This window comes from Cupriavidus basilensis, assembly GCF_008801925.2.
Taxonomy (GTDB): Bacteria; Pseudomonadota; Gammaproteobacteria; order Burkholderiales; family Burkholderiaceae; genus Cupriavidus; species Cupriavidus basilensis.
Map to the genome: position 1 here is coordinate 1,666,945 of NZ_CP062803.1, position 21,542 is coordinate 1,688,486.

Here is a 21,542-nt window from a genome sequence, read left to right on the forward strand (position 1 = left end):
CAGCTGGTCGACAGCTTACAGCGTGGCACCGCCAACAGCGCGGTTGCACGGGCACAGCTCGTCGGTTTGCAGGCCGTCGAGGATACGCAGCACTTCGTCCGGGTTACGGCCGACGTTCAGGTTGTTTACCGACACGTGCTGGATGACATTGTCCGGATCGACGACGAAGGTGGCGCGCAGTGCGACGCCGGCAACCTGGTCACGCACGCCCAGCTGGTCGATCAGCGAGCCGGTCACGTCGGCGAATTGCCATTGGTCCAGCTTGTTCAGGTCCTTGTGCTCACGGCGCCATGCCAGCTTCACGAATTCGTTGTCGGTCGAGCCGCCCAGCACGATCGCGTCGCGGTCGGCGAAGTCGCCGTTGAGCTTGGCGAAAGCAACGATTTCGGTCGGGCACACGAAGGTGAAGTCCTTCGGGTAGAAGTAAATGATCTTCCACTTGCCTTCGAACGACTTTTCGGTGATGTCTTCAAAGGCCGACTGGCCGTTCTCTTCGTGGTTGTTGAAACCCGGCTTGACACCGACGACGTGGAAGGCTTCGATCTTGTCACCAACGGTCTTCATAGACTGCTCCTGGATACGGTTGAAGAGAGACGCTCGCGCCGCAAGCCGGGCCATCACCAGCGGATAAGGCCAGGCTGCCGCGCAACGAACATGGATTATGCGTCATCCCCGGAGGGCGGGGCTAATTGAAATTCTCAAAGAGCCCGATAGCCAAGCGCGGGGAGCCGCGTTGCCGGCGGCGCGCGGGCGCCGGTTAGTGATGTTGGCGCCGTCATATTGCCGCGCGATGTCAGCCGCGGTGTTCGCAGCTGCCCTGCCGGAGTTGCGAGTCTACCCCAGCAGGGCCGCCCTCGTGAACCTCAGGCGGTTTTGGCCGCGGGCTCGACGTAGGCATGCTGCCGTCCGCCGCGGAAGATCACCAGCGTGGCGATCAGCCCGCATGCTGCGGCAAACATCAGCCACAGGCCAGGCGCGGCCTTGTTGCCGGTGCTGTGGATCAGGTACGTCGAGATGGCCGGCGTGAAGCCGCCGAACAGGGCCGTGGCCAGGCTATACGCCAGCGAGAAGCCCGCCGTGCGCACCGCGGGCGGCATCACTTCGGTCAGGGTCACCACCATCGCGCCGTTGTAGCTGCCGTACAGGAAAGACAGCCACAGCTCGACCATCAGCAGGCGGCTGAACGACGGCTCCGCCACCAGCCAGGACACCGCCGGATAGGCCGTCAGCAATGTGAGGATGGTGAAGATCACCAGCAGCGGCTTGCGCCCCACGCGGTCCGACAAGGCGCCCATCAGCGGCAGCCAGATGAAGTTGGACAGCCCCACGCACATGGTGACGATCAGGTTGTCGACGTCATCGAGCTTGAGCACGGTCTTGCCGAAGGTCGGCGTGTACGCGGTGATCATGTAGAACGACACCGTAGTCATCACAACCATCATGCAACCGGCCACGATGATGCGCCAGTTCTCCAGCATCGAGCGATAGATCTCGCTGATGCTGGGGCGATGCTTGCGGGTCTTGAACTCTTCGGTTTCTTCCAGCGAGCGGCGGATCAGGAAGAGGAACGGCACGATCAGGCAGCCGATCAGGAACGGAATGCGCCAGCCCCATTCGCCCATTTCCTCGGGCGACAGCATCGAGTGCAGCACCACGCCGAGCAGGCCAGCAAAGATCACCGCCACCTGCTGGCTGGCCGATTGCCACGCCACGTAGAAGCCCTTCTTGCCGGGCTTGGCGATTTCCGCCAGGTACACCGACACACCGCCCAGCTCAACGCCGGCCGAGAAGCCCTGCAGCAGCCGGCCCGCCAGCACCAGCAACGGTGCGGCCACGCCGATCGACGCATAGCCCGGCACGCAGGCGATCAGGAGGGTGCCGAGCGCCATCAGGACCAGCGTCATGATCAGGCCCTTGCGGCGGCCGTGGTGATCGATGTACGCGCCCAGGATGATGGCGCCAAGCGGACGCATCAGGAAGCCCGCGCCGAAGGTCGCGAGCGAGAGCATCAGCGAGGCGAACTCGTTGCCGCTGGGGAAGAACGTCTTGGCGATGGCGGCGGCGTAGAAGCCGTACACCATGAAGTCGTACATTTCCAGGAAGTTGCCGCTGACAACGCGGAACACGGTGCGGAACCCGTGTTGCTGGGAGGGGGAGCTTGACATGTTGCTGGTGTCTCTCGCAGTTGCCGCCGGTTGGTTCCGGTGGCTTGATTTTGATCGGGCGCCAGAGGGGGGCGGCTTCCCTTTTTCCGGGAAATGGCCTTGTCTGGGCTTGGTCTTTGGGGGTGCTGCTAACGGCGGCAAGTTTGCGCCGGGGGGGCTGTCATTACGCTGTCAAATGGCTTTCAGTTTGATATCAAACGCTGTCGAAAGCCTGTCAGTGAGATGAAGGGGGGATGGGGGATTAGGGTTAGTACGGGGGTGGGGTGATTTTGCGGTAACTTGGGGGTGCTGTGAGTGCGACTTTATGTGCAACGGCTTAACGTCAACTTCAACTGCCGTTTCACCTCCCCTGCGGGGAGGCGACCTACTTTCTTGTCTCGCCAAGAAAGTAGGCAAAGAAGCGACCCGGATGGGGCGAAAACCTCCTCGTCGACAGGCAAAAAGAGCGGCCGGGGGCCAAACTCACATCGCCTTAGGGCGATGCTCAGACATGGCCCCCTCGTTTCCGCTCTTTTTGCCTGCCGACGAGGCGCCCCATAACGGGAGATGAAAACCCAGACGGCTCGCTGCGCATCGCGGGCGGGTGATTGCCGCCTGGGGGGCGGCAATCACGGCTACACCGAATGGTGATTTGATCCCCACGACCACTGGTTCTGCCGTGTTTCCCGCCTGGGGGCGGGAAACACAGGAGCGCGATGCGAAGCGAGCCGTGGAGGTGTACCAAGGCCGTATGGGCCGCCTCGGGATTTCACGAAAAGAGCGGAGAAGAGGGACCCATGTCTGAGTATCGCCTTAAGGCGATGCGAGTTTGGGTCCCGGCCGCTCTTTTCGTGAAATCCCGAGGGGGTGTCGCCCCATCCGGCGCGCCTTTTTTGCCTACTTTTTTGGCAAGCGGCGTGTGTCAAGGTAGTTGTCGCCTCAGCCGTTACGCTGCTTGCTTGTAATTCTGTCCGTTTTGCTGCGCTCGCTCCGGGTTCAGGTACACAGCATCTGGTAGTTCCCAGTTGCGGATGCCCGTGGTCCAACGCTGCGGATTCCGGGCGCGCACAACTTCATACAGTGCCGTTCTCTGCGCCAACAGAGCGGTGGCTGTGCCCTGATGCCGCTGGTTGGGCGTGACGTATTTCAGGCTGCTGTGTCGGTGCTCGTCGTTGTACCAGCGCACGAAGCGCAGCACCCAGTCACGCGCTTGTTCCAGGCTATCGAACGGGCGTTCCGGCCACATCGGGCAGTACTTCGCCGTGCGGAACAGCGCTTCGGCATAGGCATTGTCGTTACTCACCCTGGGCCGGCTGTAGGATGGCACCACCCCTAGGTCATACATTGCTGCCAGCATGGTGGCCCCTTTCATGGCCTTGCCGTTGTCCGAGTGCAGCACCAGCGGACGACCCGCTGTCTGCTCCCGCAAACAGCCGTGCATCAGCAGGCGGCTGGCGTGCTCAGCCGTCTGGCTCTCATGCACCTCGTTGGCTACCAGCTTGCGGCTGTAGATGTCCTTCATCATGTACCAGTAGAAGAACTTGCCCTTGACCGTAGTCGGCAGCCAGGTGATGTCCCAACACCACACCTGATTCGGACCCGTGGCCCGGTGCGTCGTCAGCGGGCGCGTGCACGGGGCCTTGCTGCGGCCACGCCGACGGCTTTGTCCCGCTTCATGCAGCACCCGGTAGATCGTCGATACCGATCCCACGTAGATGCCCTCATCCGCCAGCTTTGGCACGATCTGGTGCGGCGTCAGGCTCGCATAACCTGGCTGGTTCGCCGCCCTCAGCACCGCCTGCCGTTCTGATTCGCTGAACTTGTTGGCCGGTGCATCACGACGCGCTTCAAGCCGCCCGTCGGCGGGGGCATGCCGCCAGCGCTGCATGGTCCGCTCGGTCAAACCAAGCGCCTCGCACGCCTTCGCCTGACGGGCCCCGGCGCCTACGGCTTCATCGATCAACTCTATGGCTTCCAAGCGATCCGGGGTGCTGATCAGTCTTCCTCGTCCCGTCCCCAGATCGCTGCGGCTTTTTTTTGCAAGACCAGCAGTGCCGCCGTCTCCGCCAGCGCCGCATTCTTGCGCTTGAGCTCGCGTTCCAGCTCACGCACTCGCCCACGCGCCGCTTCGTCTTCCCGCCGCTGCGCCAACGTTCGCTTGACGGGGGTAGCCGCATTGGCCTGCTCGCACGCCTCACGCCATTGCTGAATCTGCTCCGCCCGGATGCCCTTTGCGCGGCAGTACTCCGACAGCTCCGCTTCGCTTAGCGGCGCTGTCTCCAACACAACGCGAAACTTGTCCGCGCTGGACCATTGATCACTCTGCTTTCCGTCACCCGGCACAATTCTTCCTGCTTCTCTCGCCATCCTGCGCCAAGTCCGCAAGGTCACTGTCGTGATCCCTGTGGCCTTGGCCAACTCCACTATCGACCGGTTCAGCGGCGGCATCATCTGCTCCACCACCCATTCCCGATGCTCGATTGCATATCGTGTCATCACCTATTCGCACACCGCCCTCCATTTTGCTTCACCAAGGAGACGGAGACGACAAGTATCCTGACATGGAGGGCAAGACAAAAAAGTAGGTCGCCGCCCCGCAGGGGCGGTGAAACTGCCTTTGACTTTGCAGTCAAGCAGTTAAGCAGCTAAGCAGCTAAGCCATTGCAGCCAGCCCATCAACCTACGCCCGCCTGAAAAACGCACTAACCACCAACCCCGTCGCCGGCGGCGGCCGATTCGCCAACATCAACCTCCCCCCATTTCGCTGCAAGATCCGATTAACGATCGACATCCCCAGCCCGGCGCCCTTGGCTTCGCTGCGTGCGCCATCGAGCCGGTAGAAGGGCCGGGTCAGCAAGGGCAATTGCGCTTCCGGCACGCCGCTGCCATGGTCGGCCACGGTCAGCACGGCTTCCTTGTCTTCGATGCGGGTGCTGATCTCGACCACGGCTACGCCGTTGTCTTCGTCCTTGGCGTAGCGGCGGGCGTTTTCGACCAGGTTGTCCAGGATCCGCTGGACTTCCATGCGGTTGGCGACAGCCATGACCGGGTCGCCGGCGCGGACATGGACGCGTACGTCGTCGTGCGCGCCATAGACGCCGACGGCGTCTTGCACAAGTGCGGACAGGTCGACGGGTTCGACCGTTTCCAGCGCGGGGCGGGCGTAGTTGAGGAACTGGCCGATGATGGCGTCCATCTGTTCGATGTCGGCGATCATGGCTTCGCGCGTGGTGTTATCCACGGGGGACATCTCGGTTTCCAGCCGCAGGCGCGTCAGCGGCGTGCGCAGGTCGTGCGAGATGCCGGCCAGCATGACGACGCGGTCGTCGTCGAGCTGGCGAAGGTCGCGCACCATCTGGTTGAAGCTGTGGTTGGCCTGCGCCACTTCGCTGGCGCCGTGCTCAGGCAGGGTGGGCGGGTCGCCGCCGCCGCCGATGGCGCGTGCCGCGTTGGCCAGCCGCTTGAGCGGGTGGTTGACCAGCGACGTGATAAAGGCTGCGCCGATGATCGACAGCAATAGCGCGGCGATGCTCCACCAGAGCCACTGGATGCCGGGCACGCGCTCGAACCGTTCGGGGCTGATCGCTACCCAGTAATCGTCGCCCTCGATCTCGAAACTCACCCATACGCCGGGAATGTCGTTCACGGTGGTGGCGATCACGGTCCCTTCGCCGAGCCGGCTGCGAATCTCCTGCTGCACCAGCTGGGTCAGGAAGGGGTTCGTCGTGGGCACGGAGAAATCGTCGTCTTTCTCGCGCGGGTAGACCTTGATGCCCTCGTTTTGCACCAGGTCGAGCAGCAGGAAACGCCGCCGCGCGGGATCGGAATAGAGCAGGGCGGCGCGCGTGAGCTTGACCACGCTGACCACTTGCATGGCGATCTGCTGGGCGCGCGGCGCGCGTTCGAAGAGCCGATAGCTCTGGAACCAGATACCCAGCGAGATCGCCAGCAACAGGGCGATCAGCATGAAGGTTCGCCAGAACAGCGAACCGAACAGGCGCGTAGCCGTGCGGCTGATGACAGTCGCCACGATGCGCGGCGCCTTACTTCACGCCATCTGGGATGAAGACGTAGCCCAGACCCCAGACCGTCTGGATGAAACGCGGGTTGCCCGGATCAGGCTCGATCAGCTTGCGCAGCCGTGAGATCTGCACGTCCAGGCTGCGGTCGAATACCTCGTACTCGCGGCCGCGCGCCATTTCCATGAGTTTCTCGCGCGACAGCGGCTGGCGCGGATGCCGGGCGAAGACCTTGAGCACCGAGAATTCGCCGGTGGTCAGGGTGATCTCCTCATCATTTTTGGTCAGCGTGCGGGTAGCGAGGTTCAGCACGAAATCGCCAAAGGCGAAGGTTTCCGGGGTTTCCGACGGCGCGCCGGGGACTTCGGCGGGGCCCTTGCGGCGCAGCACGGCGTGGATCCGCGCGATCAGTTCGCGCGGGTTGAAGGGCTTCGGCAGGTAGTCGTCGGCGCCCATTTCCAGGCCGACGATGCGGTCGACGTCCTCGCCCTTGGCGGTGAGCATGATGATGGGCGTCTGGTCGTTGGCGCCGCGCAGGCGCCGGCAGATCGACAGGCCGTCTTCACCGGGCATCATCAGGTCGAGCACTAGCAGGTCGAAACGCTCGCGCAACCAGAGCTTGTTCATCGCGGTGGCGTTCTCAGCTACCAGTACGGTGAAGCCCTGTTCGCCAAGGTAACGGCGCAGCAGGTCGCGCAGACGGGGGTCGTCGTCTACGACGAGAATCTTGTGACTGGTATTTTCCATGGCGGTATCTTAGCGACAAACGCTTTCGGTCAAAATGGCTTAACAAAAGGTTACATACTTTACCCCGAGGTATGAAGGCACGCATCCACCCTGCGTTTAAACTGCCGCATACCGTTTCCGTAGCCAGTCCCGCGGGGATTTCGTGGGCGTCCGCCGTGTAGTTCACTGCCATGACGTGGCGAGGCGGGGCTACTGGATGTCCGGCTTCCGGCGGTCCTGTAACCACCGTTTCCGAAGCCCAAACCGCCATTATCAATGAAAGTCACCTGCAAGCGCGCCGGGCATACCCTTTCCCGCGCCGGCGCGACGGTTGCGCTGCTGCTTGCCGCTAGTGCGGGGTACCCGCAATCACCCGGCATGGCGCACTTGTTCCCGGGCGCTGGCAAGCCGGCACCCCGCGAGGCTGCCCCGCGCAACGAGCGCGAGCGCTACAGCCAGGACGAGGCGCGAGCGCGCGCCGGAAAGTACCGCGCCGAGCGTGACATGAACGAGCGCCTGCCCCACGCTTCCCCGAACGACAAGCTCTCACCCGACGAGCGGCGCAAGCTGCGCCAGAACCTGTACGAACTCGGGCGGGAGATGTACCAGGGCGGCTAGGGACCAGGCAGGCGCACATGCGTGCAGCTTGACACGCGGCGCGGCGAGCGCGATATCGGCGTCCGTCCTACTTCAGCGCCGTAGCCCCATCGCCTTATAGCCTCGCAGCCGCATAGCCTCATGGCAGGCCGGCGTGTGGCACTTCGACTTCCGTCATCAGGATATGGCCCAGGCGCGAAGCGCGCCGCTGCGCCTCGTCGAAATTCGGCGCGGCGGCCAGGAACAACGTGGTGCCACGCGGCCCACCCAGGGCGGCGGCGAAAATGCCCGTCCCGCAGGCAATCTCCTCATCGATGCGCCCGCCCGGCATCACCCGCAATACGCGATTGCCGATGGCATCAGCCACCCAGAGCGCACCTTGCGCATCCTGGGCGCACCCGTCCGGCGCCACCTTCGCGCCGCCCAGCACCTGGCCGAGATCCGATCCGGCGGGCTGGCTGCCGAAGAGGGCCCAGTCACGGCGCGGGCCCAGCGAGCCATCGGCGTGCAGATCGAAGGCCGAGATGCGATTGCCCAGGGTCTCGCCTACCACCAGGGACTTGCCGTCCGGCGTGATGACCGAGCCGTTGGGGAAAAACAGGCCATCGGCCACCACGCTCACCGAGCCATCCGGGTCGACCCGCGCCAGGCTCGCGGTGCGCATCGGGGCGCCGGCCATCAGGTCGAAACCGAAATTACCCACATAGGCGCGGCCGTGCTGGTCCACCACCATGTCGTTGACGTGCCCGCTGGCCACGCCGGACAGGTCGGCATGTACCACGAGGCTGCCGTCCGGCTCGCGGCGCAGCAGTTTGCGGTCGCGCATGGAGACGATCAGCAGGCGCCCGTCCGGCAGCCATCCCATGCCGGATGGCTGCTGCGGCACTTCGGCGATCTGTTCGACGGCGCCATCCAGGCTCACCGCCATCACCCGGTGGGTGTAGAAATCCGACAGCCAGAGCCGGCCATCGTGCCAGCGCAGTCCTTCCAGAAAGGTGTGCCCCTCGGTCAGGACCGATAGTTCGCGGTGCGCCATGCAGTGTCTCCGTTGTGATCTTTCGATCTTGTGATTGGTGTGCCTACATCCAATACGATTTGTGCCGGGACCGCAAGCGCGCCGCGGTGGGGGTCAGGCGCGGGGCTGGAAATGCCGCAGGAAGTCGACGAAGACCTCGGCCGCGAGCTGGGCGTCGTCGGCCGTGATGGTTTCCAGCGGGTTGTGGCTGATGCCGCCGTTGCCGCAGCGCACGAACAGCATCGCCACATCGGTCATGCGCTGCATCATCATGGCGTCGTGGCCGGCGCCAGAGGGCAGCTCGAACGCGTCCAGCCCGCGCTTCTTGAGCACCGCGCCGAACTGGTCCATCAGCCAGCGCGCGCAGGGCGCGTTGTTGACCGGGGTCACCCGTTCCACGCCGGCGCTAAGGCCGCGACGCTCGGCGATGGCCTGGATGCCGGCCACGATGTCGGCAATGGCGGCTTCGCGGATGCTGTCTTCGCCGGCACGGATGTCCATCGAGAACACGCATTCGGCGGGGATGACGTTGCTCGACCCGTTGGGCACCTGCAGCTGGCCCACCGTGCCTACCAGCGTCGGCACTTGCCCGCAGCGCTGCTCCACCAGCAGCACCATCTCGGCCGCCGCCGCGGCGGCATCCTTGCGCAGGGTCATGGGCGTGGTGCCGGCATGGCTGGCCAGGCCCTCGACGCGGACCTGGAAGCGGCTGCTGCCGGCAATCTGCGTGACCACGCCAAGCGGCAGGCCGTGGTGCAGCAGGACCGGGCCTTGCTCGATATGGACTTCGACAAAGCCATGCAGGGTGGCGGGGTCTACCGCCGCGGCGCGCAGCGCATCGACGCCGCCCGCGCCCGGCAGGCCGGAGGCGGCCAGGGCTTCGCGCAGCGTCACGCCGTCGGTGTCCGCACGGTCCAGCAGGGCCGGGTCGAAGCGGCCGGCCAGCACGCTGCTGGCCAGGAAGCTGGTCTTGAAGCGCAGGCCTTCTTCCTCGGCAAAGCCCACGACCTCGAAGTGATAGGGCAGGCGGATGCCCGCCGCGTTGAGCGCCCCAACCACCGCCACGGGCAGCAGGATGCCAAGCCGGCCGTCATAGCGCCCGCCGTTGCGCACGGTGTCGAAGTGCGAGCCGGTCATCAACACGCGCGCGCCTTCGCCCACGGCAGGATCGGCGGCGTAGCGGCCGATCACGTTGCCGATGGCGTCGATGCGGACCTGCATGCCCGCCGCCTCCATCCATGCCGCCAGCTGGGCCTGCGCGGCGCGGTGGGCCGGGGTCAGGTAGGCGCAGGTCAGGCCGCCTTCCATATCCGAGAAGCGGGCCAGCGCCGCGGCCTGGTCGAGAATGGTCTGGCCTAGCGGGAGGAGGGAGGAGGCGGATTGGGTCATGGCAGCTCGGGCAGAGAAGGCAGCGAAGGCAGTGAAGGCAGTGAAAGCAGGTAGCGGTGCAAAAGGCAGGACGTGGCGTTCAGCGGTTGCGCATCCACGTTTTCCACGCAACCCACAGCTTGCGCATGGGCGTGAGCGAGATGCGCTGGTTCAGCACCTGGAACTCGCTCGCCTCCAGCTCGTCGAGCAGCGTCTGGTAGATCGCGCCCATGACCAGGCCAGCGCGCTGGGCGCGGCGGTCGGCAGCGGGCAGCAGCGCCAGCGCCTCGCGGTACAGCGTGCGGGCCTGCTCGGCCTGGTGGCGCATCAGCGTGACGAAGCGATCGGAGTGCGTGGCCTGGTTGACCTCGGAGACCGGCACCTGGAAGCGCTGCAGGGTGTTGACCGGCAGGTAGATCCGGCCGCGCCGGGCATCCTCGCCCACATCGCGCAGGATATTGACCATCTGCAGCGACAAGCCCATCTTTTCGGCGTATTCGAGCGTGCGCGGATCCGTGTGGCCTAGGATCCGGGCGCTCATGGTGCCGACCACGCCGGCCACGCAATGGCAATAGCGCGCGAGCGCAATGTCATCCAGGTAGCGCGACTGGTTGAGGTCCATCTCCATGCCTTCGAGCACTTCGTTGAACATCGCCTGGGTCAGCCCATAGGCTTGCGCGTGCGGCTGCAGCGCCTTGGTCACGGGATGGGTTGGCGCGCCATTGAACATCTGGGCGAGCTCGTTGCGCCACCAGGCCAGTTTTTGATAGGCCACGCTGGCGTCTTGCGTGTCGTCCACGACATCGTCGACCTCCCGGCACCAGGCATAGAGGGCGGTAATGGCCTGCCGCCGCTCGGGCGCCAGGAACAGGAAGCTGTAATAGAAGCTGGAGCCGCTCTGCGCGGCTTTCTCTTGGCAATACTGATCGGGCGTCACGCCGGGCTCGGGTCGGTGAAATGGGGGGCTATGGGGGCTTTATGCCTGCGCTGTCGCCGCGGCAACCTGGCCGGCGCGCGGCAGCCGGTGTGGCGAGTTGGCGCGATGCGCCGCCAGCCAAGGGGCCGTGCCAAGAGCCGCGATTTCCAGTCGTCAAGCCATTCCACGACGGGGGCAAGGCAGCGCGGGCGACGGGCCGGATTGTAGCATCGCCCTCCCGGCGGCAACGGCCAGGGGCGAGGGCGCCGTCGTGCACTTCGGCCCGCGCGGATATCCTGCGCTGCGGCATTTGGCCGCGCCCGGCGCGATTCCTGCGCCCGCCTTGGGACTCACGGTGGGCCCCGTGTTTGAAAAGTGCGTTTCCGGCATTCCCCTGCGCGCGCCATTTGACGCTTTCGGCTTCACGCCGTTACATTACTGACCGGCGAGTTATTAATCGCCCCGCTCCACGCCGTGCCTGCCGCAGTGCCAACAGTGCCAGCAGTGCCACCCCAACAGTGCCACCGATCTAACGCTTAACTCATGCCAGTGCCTTGTCCCGGGCCGGAAGTTGTGGCCATCGAAGTGTCTTTTTCCACGCTTTCCGGCGCGAATGCATTCGCGGCCGGCTTGCGCATGCGCGGTCGTGGCGCGTTGGTGAGCCTGCTGCTGCTTGCCGGGGTAGCGCTGGCGGGTTGCAGCCGTCAGGCAGAAAAGACGCCAGAGATCCGCCCGGTGCGCCTGATGCAGTTGCAGCCGGGGGCGGGCAAGACAGAGGTCGAGTTCTCGGGCGATGTGCGGCCCCGGATCGAGTCGCGGCTGGGCTTTCGCGTGGGCGGCAAGATTGCCGCGCGCCTGGTCGACGTGGGCGCCACCGTGCGCAAGGGCCAGCCGCTTGCCCGCCTCGACCCCACCGACCTCAGCCTGGCGGAAGCCGGCTCGCGGGCCCAGTACGACGCGGCCAAGACTGACCGCGACCTCGCCGAGGCCGATCTGAAGCGCTACAACGAGCTGTTCGCCAAGAAGTTCATCAGCGCGGCCGAGCAACAACGCCGCCAGGCCACCTTTGACTCCGCCGCCTCCCGCCTGCGCCAGGCCGAGGCGGGGCTGCGCAACCAATCCAATCAGACCGGCTACGGCGTGCTCGCCGCCGACGCCGATGGCGTGGTGACGCTGATCGAGGCCGAAGTCGGCCAGGTGGTGGCGGCCGGCCAGTCGGTCGTGCGGGTGGCGCAAACCGCGGAGAAGGAGGTCGCGGTTGGCCTGCCGGAGGATCAGGTCGAGCGCCTGCGCGGCATCTCCGACGTTACCGTGCGCACGTGGGCCGAGCCCGGCCGGCCGCTGCCGGGCCGCGTGCGCGAGATTTCGCCAATGGCCGACCCGGTGACGCGCACTTACGCGGCGCGCATCAGCGTGCCCAATCCACCGGCCGACTTCAAGTTCGGCATGACCGCCGTGGTCACCTTCACCCGTACCGGCGACGCCGCCGCGCTGCGGGTGCCGCTCTCCGCGCTGCTGCAAAAGCAGGGCAGCAACCAGGTCTGGGTGTATGACGCGGCAACGGGCGCCGTGCAGCCGGTCAACGTGACATTGGGCGAGCTTCAGGGCAACGAGATCCAGGTCAGGCAGGGGCTGTCGCCCGGCCAGACCATTGTCACCGCGGGCGTGCACCTGCTCAAGCCCGGGCAGAAGGTCAAGCCGCTGCAGGCCGTGGTGCCCGCGCCGGCCGTGCGCAACTAGGGCGCGGCATGGATCATTCCCGTTTCAACCTGTCCCGCTGGGCCCTGGAGCACCAGCCGCTGACCCGTTACCTGCTGGTGGTGCTGTTGCTGGGCGGGCTCTTTGCTTTTTTCCAGCTCGGTCAGGACGAAGACCCGCCGTTCACCTTCCGGGTGATGGTGGTGCAGGCCTTCTGGCCCGGCGCCACCGCCGAGCAGATCGCGGTGCAGGTCACCGACAAGATCGAGCGCCAGCTGCAGGAAGTCCCCTACGCCGACAAGATCCGCAGCTTCTCCAAGCCCGGCGAGACCACGGTGATCTTCCAGCTCAAGGACACCGCGCCGGCCAAGGATACCGCGCAGATCTGGTACACCGTGCGCAAGAAGGTCGGCGACATCGCGCAGACGCTGCCGCCGGGCGTGCGCGGGCCGTTCTTCAATGACGAGTTCGGCGACGTGTATGGCTCCATCTACGCGCTCTCGGCCGACGGCTTCAACTACAAGGAGCTGCGCGAGTACGCCGACCTCGTGCGCCAGCAACTGCTGCGTGTGCCGGCCGTCGCCAAGGTGTCGTTGATCGGGCTGCAGGACGAGAAGGTCTACATCGAATTCAACCAGGCGCGCTTTGCCCAGCTCGGGCTGGACATCAACGCGATCGCCGACCAGATCTCGCAGCAAAACAGCATGACCGCCAGCGGCGTGCTGGTGACCCCGGGGGACAATCTGCAGGTGCGCTTGTCGGGCCAGTTCGCCAACGTGGCCGACCTGGAAAACCTGGTGCTGCGCGGCCCCAATGGCATTGCCAATATCCGCCTGGGCGATATCGCCCATGTGTACCGCGGCTATGTCGACCCGCCGGCCAGCAAGATGCGCTTCCAGGGCAAGGAGGTGATCGGGCTGGGCATCTCGATGGAGCGCGGCGGCGACATCATCGCCATGGGCAAGAACCTGCGTGCCGCGATGGACGGCTTGCGCGGGCAGTTGCCGGTCGGCATCGAGCTGGACCAGGTGCAAAACCAGCCCGAGGCCGTGGAGCGGTCGGTGGGCGAGTTCGTGCACGTGCTGATCGAGGCCGTGGTGATCGTGCTGGGCGTGAGCTTTGTCTCGCTCGGGCTGCATACCAAGCCGCTGCGCATCGACGTGCGCCCGGGCCTGGTGGTGGCGCTGACCATTCCGCTGGTGCTCGCCGTCACGTTCCTGTTCATGAACATCTTTGGCATCGGCCTGCACAAGATATCGCTCGGGGCGCTGATCGTGGCGCTGGGGCTGCTGGTCGACGATGCCATCATCGCCGTGGAGATGATGGTGCGCAAGCTGGAGGAGGGCTTCTCCAAGATGGAAGCCGCCACCTTCGCCTACAGCTCCACCGCCATGCCGATGCTGACCGGCACGCTGATCACCGCCGCGGGCTTCCTGCCGGTGGGGCTGGCGCGCTCCACCGTGGGCGAGTACACCTTCGCCATTTTCGCCGTGACCGCGATGGCGCTGGTGCTGTCGTGGCTGGCCGCGGTCTACTTCACGCCCTACCTGGGCTACCTGCTGCTCAAGGCGCGGCCCGCCGGCGAGGGCGAGCAGCACGAGGTGTTCGATACGCCGTTCTACAACCGCTTTCGCCGCCTGGTGCACTGGTGCGTGACGTGGCGCAAGACGGTGATCGCCATCACGCTGGTGGCCTTTGGCCTCGGCCTCTACGCCTTCAAGTTTGTGGAGAAGCAGTTCTTCCCGGACTCAAGCCGGCCGGAGCTGATGGTCGAGCTGTGGCTGCCGGAGGGCACCAGCTTTGCGCAGACCGAGGCCGAGGCCAAGCGCTTCGAGGCCGCGCTGCGCGGGGACCGCGAGATTGCCAGCCTGACCACGTTCGTCGGCAGCGGCGCGCCGCGCTTCTACCTGCCGCTGGACCAGATCTTCCCGCAGACCAATGTGGCGCAGGTGATCGTGATGCCGGCCGAAGTCGCGCTGCGCGACCGGGTGCGCCAACGCGTGGTGGACCTGCTGGCGCGCGATTTCCCGCAGCTGCGCGGCCGCGTCAAGCTGCTGCCGAATGGCCCGCCCGTGCCCTATCCGGTGCAGTTTCGCGTGATCGGGCCGGACGCCGCCGGCGTGCGCAAGCTGGCTGACGAGGTCAGGGCGGTGATGAGCGCCAACCCCAACACCGTGGGGGTCAACGACAACTGGAACGAGAGCGTCAAGGTGCTGCGCCTGGACATCGACCAGGACCGCGCGCGCGCGCTCGGCGTCAGCACCACCGCGATTGCGCGGGTGACCCAGACGGTGCTGACCGGCGTGGCGGTGGGGCAATACCGTGATGGCGACAAGCTGATCGATATCCTGATGCGCGCGCCGCGCAACGAGCGCGACGCCATGTCCGACCTGCAGAACGTGCAGGTGCCCACCGCCAGCGGCCGCGTGGTGCCGCTGACCCAGGTCGCGCGCATCGCCTTTCGCTCCGAGCCGGGCGTGATCTGGCGCGAGAACCGCGACTTTGGCGTGACCGTGCAGGCCGACGTGGTCGAAGGCATCCAGGGCCCTACCGTGACGGCGCAGATCAATCCCAAGCTGGATACGCTGCGCGCGCAGCTGCCGGCGGGCTACCGCATTACGGTGGCCGGAGCGGAAGAAGAAAGCGGCAAGGCCGGCGCGTCGATTGCCGCGCAGCTGCCGCTGTGCATCTTCCTGATCTTCACGCTGCTGATGCTGCAGCTGCACAGCTTCTCGCGCTCGCTGATGGTGTTCCTGACCGGGCCGCTTGGCCTGATTGGCGCGGCCGCCACGCTGCTGCTGCTCAACGCACCGATGGGCTTTGTCGCGCAGCTTGGCATCACCGCGCTGCTCGGCATGATCATCCGCAACTCGGTGATCCTGGTCGACCAGATCGAGCAGGACATCCGTGCCGGCGAGACGGTGTGGGATGCCATCGTCGAATCCGCCGTGCGGCGCTGCCGCCCCATTATCCTGACCGCGGCAGCGGCCGTGCTGGCCATGATCCCGCTGTCGCGCTCCGTGTTCTGGGGGCCGATGGCGGTCGCCATCATGGGCGGGCTGGTGATTGCCACGGCGTTGACGCTGCTGTTCCTGCCGGCGCTGTATGCGGCGTGGTTCAGGGTCAAGGCGCCGGGCGGGGCGGTGCCGGCACGCTGAGCGCGCGCCCGGGCGTGCTCCGGCGGCAGAACCGCCGAGCACGCTCCCTATCTCACATCAACTCGAAGCTGACGTCCTGCGCGCCTTCCCACAGCACCTTGGTGCCCAGCGCGCGCAGGTTCTCCTTGCCCTCCACGATCGTCAGGAAATGGTTGCCCGCCAGCTGGCCCATCTTGCTGGCGAAGCAGCAGCTGCCATACGCCAGGATGATCTCGGTCTCGCTGTAGCCGCCGGGATAGAACAGGATGTCGCCGACCGAGGGGTGGCTGGTGTGGTTCTCGAAATCCACGCCCAGCTTGAACTCGCCCAGCGGGATCCAGCAGCCTTCGCCGCTCCAGCGCACATGGATCAGCTTTTGGCGGTAGGGCAGCAGCTTGGTGAAGGCCGCCACGGTGAGGGGGGCGTCGGGATGGGTTTCGGCGACGAACTGGTAGCCGCCGGCGGTAATGCGGATCTGGGCCATTCAGGCTCTCCTGGGGAAATCGGGGTGGTCGCTCAGCTTAGCGCGGCGACCAGCTTTTCGGCAAATGCAATCAGGCTGCGGTCGCTGCCGGCCGGGCCCATCAGCGAAATGCCCAGCGGTGCGCCAGCGCGGCTGGCCAGTGGCAGGCTCAGTTGCGGGAAGCCGGACAGCGGTGCCAGGCACAGCGTTTGTGCTGACAGGTTGCGGTAGGTCTCAAGTTCCTCGCCGGCGGCGTCGGACAGCGGGGCGATGTCGGGCATGGTCGGCAGGATCAGGATGCCATCGTCGCCAAGCAGCGCCGCCAGATGCGCGGTAAAGGCGCGGCGAATCGCGCTGGAGGCTTCGAGTCGGGCTTCGGTGACGCCCTTGGAGAATGCAAAGCGCGCGGCCACGTCGGGGCCGAGCTGCAGGCCGTATTGCTCGATCATGGCGCCGTCGGTCTGCCAGGCTTCCCAGCCCTGCACATAGCGGAAGGCCCACCAGATGTCTTCCAGCGGGCGGTCCGCCACGGTGACGGGCGTGGCCTTGCCGAAGGCGGCCTCGATGCCGCCGACCACCGGCAGCAGTGCGTCCAGCGCGGGGGCGGTGGGCATGCGGAACAGGTCTTCGGCCAGCAGCAGGCGCGGGCCGGCGGGCAGGGGCCGGGGGTCGCTGCCGAGCAGTACGTCGGCCACGCGGGCGAAGGTGCCGACGTCGCGCGCGAAGAAGCCGCAGGTATCAAAGCTGTCGCACAGCGCCAGGGTTTGCGCCAGCGAGATCCGGCCAAAGGTGGGGCGGATGCCGAACAGCCCGCAGTGGCTGGCCGGCGCGCGCACCGAGCCGCCGGTGTCGGTGCCGAGCGCGAAGTCGCAGAGCTTGTTGGACACCGCCGAGGCCGAGCCGGACGACGAGCCGCCCGTGATGCGCCCCGGCGCCGCGCCGTTCACCGGGGCGCCATAGTGGGCATTCTTGCCGTTCATCGAGAACGCCAGCTCATCCGTATGGGTCTTGCCGACGAAGGCCGCGCCGGCATCCAGCAGCCGCTGCACGGTGGGCGCGGTGGTGGTCTTGATGCCTGACATGGCCAGCACATGGGGATTACCGCCGCCGGTTGGGTAGCCGGCTACGTCGAACAGGTCCTTGGCGGCGAAGGTCAGGCCGGCGAGGGGGCCGCTGGCCGCATTGGCGACGGGTGCGTCAGGGTAGGGGAGGAAGGCGTGGGAGGGATGGCTGGCCAGGGTCATGGATGCGGGTAGCGGTGAAAGTGAAGGCTAGGGTAGCAATCAGTAAAGGCGATATTGGCACAGATAGCACGGCATGCCGTGCTATCACGAACGATTGACGGAGCCTACGCCAGGGCCTCGGCACGGGCGACAGGCTCACTGGCCAGCACGCAGCTCACGCTATGCCCATCACCCAGCGCGGTAGCCGGCGGCACCGCCTCCAGGCATTGCGCGCGCGCGTGCGGGCAGCGCGGGGCAAAGCTGCAGCCCGGCGGCAGGGCCGACAGATCGGGTGGCGAGCCGGCGATGGTCTGCAGCCGCTGGCCGCGGTCCATGCCGTGCTGGCGGCTTTGCAGCAGCGCCTGCGTATAAGGATGGCGCGCGGCGCGCAGGATGGTGCGGATCGGGCCTTCCTCGACGATGCGCCCGCCGTACATCACGGCGACGCGATCGGCGATTTCCACGGCCGCGCCGATGTCATGGGTGACGAACACGATCGACAGGCCAAGCTCGCGTTGCAGCTCGCGCAGCAGGATCAGCACCTGGATCTGCACGGTGGCGTCCAGCGCGGTGGTTGGCTCGTCGGCCAGCAGGACCTTGGGGTTGGCCGACAGCGCCAGTGCGATCATGGCGCGCTGGCGCATGCCGCCGGACATCTCGTGCGGATAAGCCGCCAGGCGCCGCTCCGGGCTGGGAATGCGCACGGACTCCAGCGCGCGCAGCGCGCGCTGGCGCGCCTCGGCCGCAGACACGCGGGCGTGGGTGCGGATGCATTCGATGATCTGCTGGCCGATCGTATAGACCGGGTCCAGCGCCAGCAACGGTTCCTGGAACACCATCGCCACCTTGCCGCCGCGCAGGCGGGCGAGGCCACGGCCATCGAGGGCGGTGACGTCGGTGCCATCGATGCGGATCTCGCCTTCCATGCGGGTGCGGCGCGGCGGATGCAGGCGCATCAGCGCGCGCAGCGTCACGCTCTTGCCGGAGCCAGATTCGCCGATCAGGGCGAGCGTCTCGCCAGGCGCCACCGCAAGCGACACGCCGCTGACGGCGCGAATGGTCTTGCCGCCGCCGGAGAAGGTCACGCGCAGGTCGCGCACCGACACCATGGGGGCGGCTGCCTGGGGTTCCGAGCTGTGCTTGGGTGCGGTCATGGGTACGTTCGCGGGTACGGTCACGGGTGCATTCATGAGTTGGCCCTCAAGGTGCTGCAACAAGCGGGCTTGCGGCCGCGGGCATCTGCCGGCTGTGGCCGCCGTCCGCGTTCGCCATCAGGCAGGCCACCGGATGCCCCGCCAGCGCTTCGGACAACTGCGGCGCACGGCGCGCGCAAACGTCCTCCGCCATGGCGCAGCGCGGATGGAAGCTGCAGCCGGATGGCGGGTTGATCGGGTTGGGCGGGTCTCCCGCCAGCGGCGCAACCTGGGTGCGGTGATCCGGGTCCATCGCCGGCATCGAGGCCAGCAGCGCACGCGTGTAGGGGTGCGCGGGGTTGGCGTAGAGCGTTTCGGTGTCGCCCACCTCCACGACCTTGCCCAGGTACATCACCATCACGCGGTCGCACAGGTAGCGGATCACGTTCAGGTCGTGGCTGATGAAGACGTAGGTAAGGTCGAACTCGGCCTTGAGGTCGAGCAGCAGGTTCAGCACCTGCGCCTCCACCGATTTGTCCAGCGCCGACACCGCTTCATCGAGAATCACCAGGCGCGGGCGCAGCACCAGCGCCCGCGCGATATTCACCCGCTGGCGCTGCCCGCCGGAGAGCTCGTGCGGATAGCGCCCGGCAAAGCGCATTGGCTCCAGGCCCACGCGATCCAGCAGGGCACGTGCGCGCGCGCTGGCTTCGGCCGCGTCGATGCCGTGCACGCGCGCGGTAAAGGCGATGGATTCCTCGATGGTCAGGCGCGGATTGAGCGAGGAGTAGCTGTCCTGGAACACCATCTGCACCTGGCTGCGGTAGCGCTTCATCGGCAACTGGGCCGATCCCACGCCCAGCGCATCGAAAATCAGCTCGCCGCTGTTTTGCTCGATCAACTGCATCAGCAGCCGCGCGGTGGTGGACTTGCCGCAGCCGGATTCGCCGACCACGCCCAGCGTTTCGCCCTTTCTCACTTCGAAGCTGACGCCGTCGACGGCGCGGACTTCGCCACCGCTGCGCCAGGGCAGTTTCGCCTTGAGCGGGAAGTGCTTGATCAGGTCGCGCGCGATCACCAGCGGTTGCGCGGGGCCGCCGACGTCGGTGTTGGCCAATGCATCAGGTACCGTGTCTTGCAAGGTTTCCATCATGGCGTCAGTCCTTGATTTCCATCGCCGAGCGAATGCCATCGGCGAGCAGGTTGAAGGAGATCGAGGTCAGGAAGATCATGGCGCCGGGCAGGGCGGCAACCAGCGGCTGCGTATAGATCGCCGTGCGCAGCGTGTTGAGCATCAGGCCCCATTCCGGCTCGGGCGGCTTGACGCCGAGGCCGAGGAACGACAGGCCGGAGGCCAGGATCATCGACACCGAGATCAGGCTGGTGGCGTAGACAAAGATCGGCCCCAGCACATTGTTGAGCACGTGGGCGCGCACGATGGTGAGCGATGACGCACCCGAGGCGCGCGCCGCATCGACGAACTCGCGGTTGCGCACCTGCGTGGTCACGCTCTCCGCCACGCGCACGATCTGCGGCACGAACACGATGGTGAGCGACAGCAGCGCATTGCCCACGCCCGCGCCCAGCGTGCCCGACAGCGCGATGGCCAGCAGCACCGAGGGGAAGGCGTACAGGATGTCAACCAGCCGCATGATCACGGTATTGGTCCAGCCGCCGGCATAGCCCGCGACGATGCCCAGCGCGCTGCCGATCACAAAGGCGATCAGCACCGGCGTGATGCCCATGAACAGCGACAGCCGCGCGCCCAGCATCAGGCGCGACAGCAGGTCGCGCCCCAGCTCGTCGGTGCCAAGCAGGTAGTGCTCCGTGCCGATCGGCTTGAGGCGTTTCATGATCGAGGCCGCATACGGATCGGCCGGCATCAGCACGGGCGCGAAGATCGCCATCAGCACCAGCGCCAGCAGGATCAGCGCGGCCAGCATGGCCAGCTTGTTGCGCAGCAGGCGTTTGCCCACCGTGGCCCAGTAGCCGGGCGAGCGCTGCACGACGGGCACAAGGGCGGGCTTTTTCAGAGTCATTTCCATGGGGGCTCCCGGGTTTCCTTGATGGCGTCAGTTGCGCTGGATGCGCGGGTCGAACAAGGTCTGCAGCGCATCGACCAGCAGGTTCAGCAATACGAAGAACACGGCAAGCACAAGGATGGTCCCCTGCAGCAGCGGAAAGTCGCGCTGGAAGATCGCCGAGTTGAGCAGGAAACCCGTGCCGGGCCAGGAGAACACCGTCTCGATCAGGATCGAGCCGCCCAGCAGGTAGCCGAGCTGCAGGCCCATCACCGACAGCGCGGTGGGCGCCACGTTCTTCAGCACATGGCGGAACACCGCCAGCTCCGACAGGCCGCGTGCCTTGAGGCCGACGATGAATTCGTTCGCGAGGATCTCGGCCACGAGCGCGCGGATGGTGCGTGCCACGATGCCCATCGGGATCACCGACATCGTCACCGCCGGCAGCACCATGTACTGGATATGCTCCCAGTCCCATGTCCAGTCGCCGGAGCCACCGGGGCCGGCGCCGGTGGCGGGCAGCCAGCCGAGGAACACGGAGAACACGATCACCAGCACCATGCCCAGCCAGTAGTGCGGCATGCTCACGCCGAAGACCGACAGGAAGGAGGCCGTGCGGTCCGCCGCGGAATCGCGGAAGTAACCCGCCACGAAGCCGAACAGGCAGCCGAAGGTAAAGCCGATCAGCGTGGCCACCGCGGCCAGCCGGACCGAGTTGATCACCGCCGTCATCACCTCGCTCATCACCGGGCGGTTGGTGGCGATGGAGGTGCCCAGGTCGCCGTGCAGCGCGCGGGTGAGCCAGTGCAGGAATTGTTCGATAAAGGGCTTATCGAAGCCGTAGAGCGCGGTGAGCTGGCGGCGAAGGTCCTCGGAGGCGTCGGGCGGCAGTACCGACACCAGCGGGTCGCCCGGCGCGATATGGACCAGCGAGAAGCAGAGCAGGGCGACCCCGAGCAGGATGGGGATCGCGTAGACGATGCGGCGGAGCAGGTAGAGCATGTTCGTAGCCGGGAAGGAAGGCGAGCGTTGCCTGCCGTGGTTTCTCGGGGGAGCCCGGCCGATGCATGCCGGCCTGGCAT

The 21,542-nt window shown here is 66.2% G+C and carries 17 protein-coding genes; 3 read left to right on the forward strand and 14 right to left on the reverse strand.

All coding sequences use genetic code 11. From position 1 onward, the window contains the following. Positions 1–15 precede the first annotated feature (15 nt). The 5 genes from F7R26_RS07575 to ompR all read right to left on the reverse strand — a co-directional run bounded on the left by F7R26_RS07575 (position 16) and on the right by ompR (position 6,910). Entirely contained in the window at positions 16–564 is a 549-nt protein-coding gene (locus F7R26_RS07575; protein ID WP_150987631.1) for a peroxiredoxin, read from the reverse strand. 299 nt (positions 565–863) lie between these two features. After that, complete coding sequence (gene tcuC, locus F7R26_RS07580) at positions 864–2,165, reverse strand: MFS transporter (protein WP_150987629.1); 1,302 nt, start codon at positions 2,163–2,165, stop codon at positions 864–866. 925 nt (positions 2,166–3,090) lie between these two features. Next, positions 3,091–4,640 (reverse strand): IS3 family transposase gene (locus F7R26_RS07585; protein WP_241754329.1). Its coding sequence is split into 2 segments (ribosomal slippage): positions 3,091–4,154 and positions 4,154–4,640, totalling 1,551 coding nucleotides; the frame shifts between segments, so codons are not numbered across the junction. A 184-nt stretch (positions 4,641–4,824) separates the two neighbouring features. Next, positions 4,825–6,174: a sensor histidine kinase gene (locus F7R26_RS07590; RefSeq protein ID WP_150990620.1), complete on the reverse strand. Its 1,350-nt coding sequence runs from the start codon at positions 6,172–6,174 to the stop codon at positions 4,825–4,827. A 13-nt stretch (positions 6,175–6,187) separates the two neighbouring features. Next, positions 6,188–6,910 carry an osmolarity response regulator transcription factor OmpR gene (ompR, locus tag F7R26_RS07595; RefSeq protein WP_006576352.1) on the reverse strand — a complete coding sequence of 241 codons (723 nt, stop codon included), beginning with the start codon at positions 6,908–6,910 and terminating at the stop codon, positions 6,188–6,190. A 255-nt stretch (positions 6,911–7,165) separates the two neighbouring features. Between ompR and F7R26_RS07600 the strand changes: the two genes are divergently transcribed. Next, complete coding sequence (locus F7R26_RS07600; protein WP_241754449.1) at positions 7,166–7,507, forward strand: hypothetical protein; 342 nt, start codon at positions 7,166–7,168, stop codon at positions 7,505–7,507. A gap of 118 nt (positions 7,508–7,625) precedes the next feature. Here F7R26_RS07600 and F7R26_RS07605 read toward each other — a convergent pair whose 3' ends face one another. The 3 genes from F7R26_RS07605 to hpnD form a co-directional block, all read right to left on the reverse strand. Then, positions 7,626–8,522, reverse strand: coding sequence for an SMP-30/gluconolactonase/LRE family protein (locus tag F7R26_RS07605; protein ID WP_150990618.1), 897 nt, complete (start codon positions 8,520–8,522; stop codon positions 7,626–7,628). Between the two features lie 93 nt (positions 8,523–8,615). Further along, the gene (locus tag F7R26_RS07610) at positions 8,616–9,890 is read right to left on the reverse strand and encodes a Zn-dependent hydrolase (protein ID WP_150990616.1); all 1,275 of its coding nucleotides are present in this window, start codon (positions 9,888–9,890) and stop codon (positions 8,616–8,618) included. 79 nt (positions 9,891–9,969) lie between these two features. Further along, positions 9,970–10,806, reverse strand: a complete 837-nt coding sequence (gene hpnD / locus F7R26_RS07615) for a presqualene diphosphate synthase HpnD (RefSeq protein ID WP_150990614.1) — start codon at positions 10,804–10,806, stop codon at positions 9,970–9,972. A gap of 615 nt (positions 10,807–11,421) precedes the next feature. Between hpnD and F7R26_RS07620 the strand changes: the two genes are divergently transcribed. After that, positions 11,422–12,525 carry an efflux RND transporter periplasmic adaptor subunit gene (locus tag F7R26_RS07620; protein ID WP_241754504.1) on the forward strand — a complete coding sequence of 368 codons (1,104 nt, stop codon included), beginning with the start codon at positions 11,422–11,424 and terminating at the stop codon, positions 12,523–12,525. Between the two features lie 8 nt (positions 12,526–12,533). Continuing rightward, complete coding sequence (locus tag F7R26_RS07625; RefSeq protein ID WP_150990610.1) at positions 12,534–15,641, forward strand: efflux RND transporter permease subunit; 3,108 nt, start codon at positions 12,534–12,536, stop codon at positions 15,639–15,641. A 52-nt stretch (positions 15,642–15,693) separates the two neighbouring features. Here the strand turns inward: F7R26_RS07625 and F7R26_RS07630 are convergent, their stop codons facing one another. The 6 genes from F7R26_RS07630 to F7R26_RS07655 all read right to left on the reverse strand — a co-directional run bounded on the left by F7R26_RS07630 (position 15,694) and on the right by F7R26_RS07655 (position 21,462). After that, complete coding sequence (locus F7R26_RS07630; RefSeq protein ID WP_150990608.1) at positions 15,694–16,104, reverse strand: DUF3830 family protein; 411 nt, start codon at positions 16,102–16,104, stop codon at positions 15,694–15,696. A gap of 32 nt (positions 16,105–16,136) precedes the next feature. Continuing rightward, a complete protein-coding gene (locus F7R26_RS07635) occupies positions 16,137–17,327 on the reverse strand; it encodes an amidase (protein ID WP_150990606.1) in 1,191 nt (396 codons plus the stop codon). 104 nt (positions 17,328–17,431) lie between these two features. Next, a complete protein-coding gene (locus F7R26_RS07640; protein ID WP_150990604.1) occupies positions 17,432–18,460 on the reverse strand; it encodes an ABC transporter ATP-binding protein in 1,029 nt (342 codons plus the stop codon). A gap of 46 nt (positions 18,461–18,506) precedes the next feature. Continuing rightward, positions 18,507–19,589 (reverse strand): ABC transporter ATP-binding protein, encoded by a 1,083-nt coding sequence (locus tag F7R26_RS07645; RefSeq protein WP_416351324.1) that lies wholly within the window; start codon positions 19,587–19,589, stop codon positions 18,507–18,509. Positions 19,590–19,596: 7 nt separating this feature from the next. Beyond that, entirely contained in the window at positions 19,597–20,484 is an 888-nt protein-coding gene (locus F7R26_RS07650; protein WP_150990600.1) for an ABC transporter permease, read from the reverse strand. Between the two features lie 27 nt (positions 20,485–20,511). Beyond that, positions 20,512–21,462, reverse strand: a complete 951-nt coding sequence (locus F7R26_RS07655) for an ABC transporter permease (RefSeq protein ID WP_150990598.1) — start codon at positions 21,460–21,462, stop codon at positions 20,512–20,514. Positions 21,463–21,542: the final 80 nt, after the last annotated feature.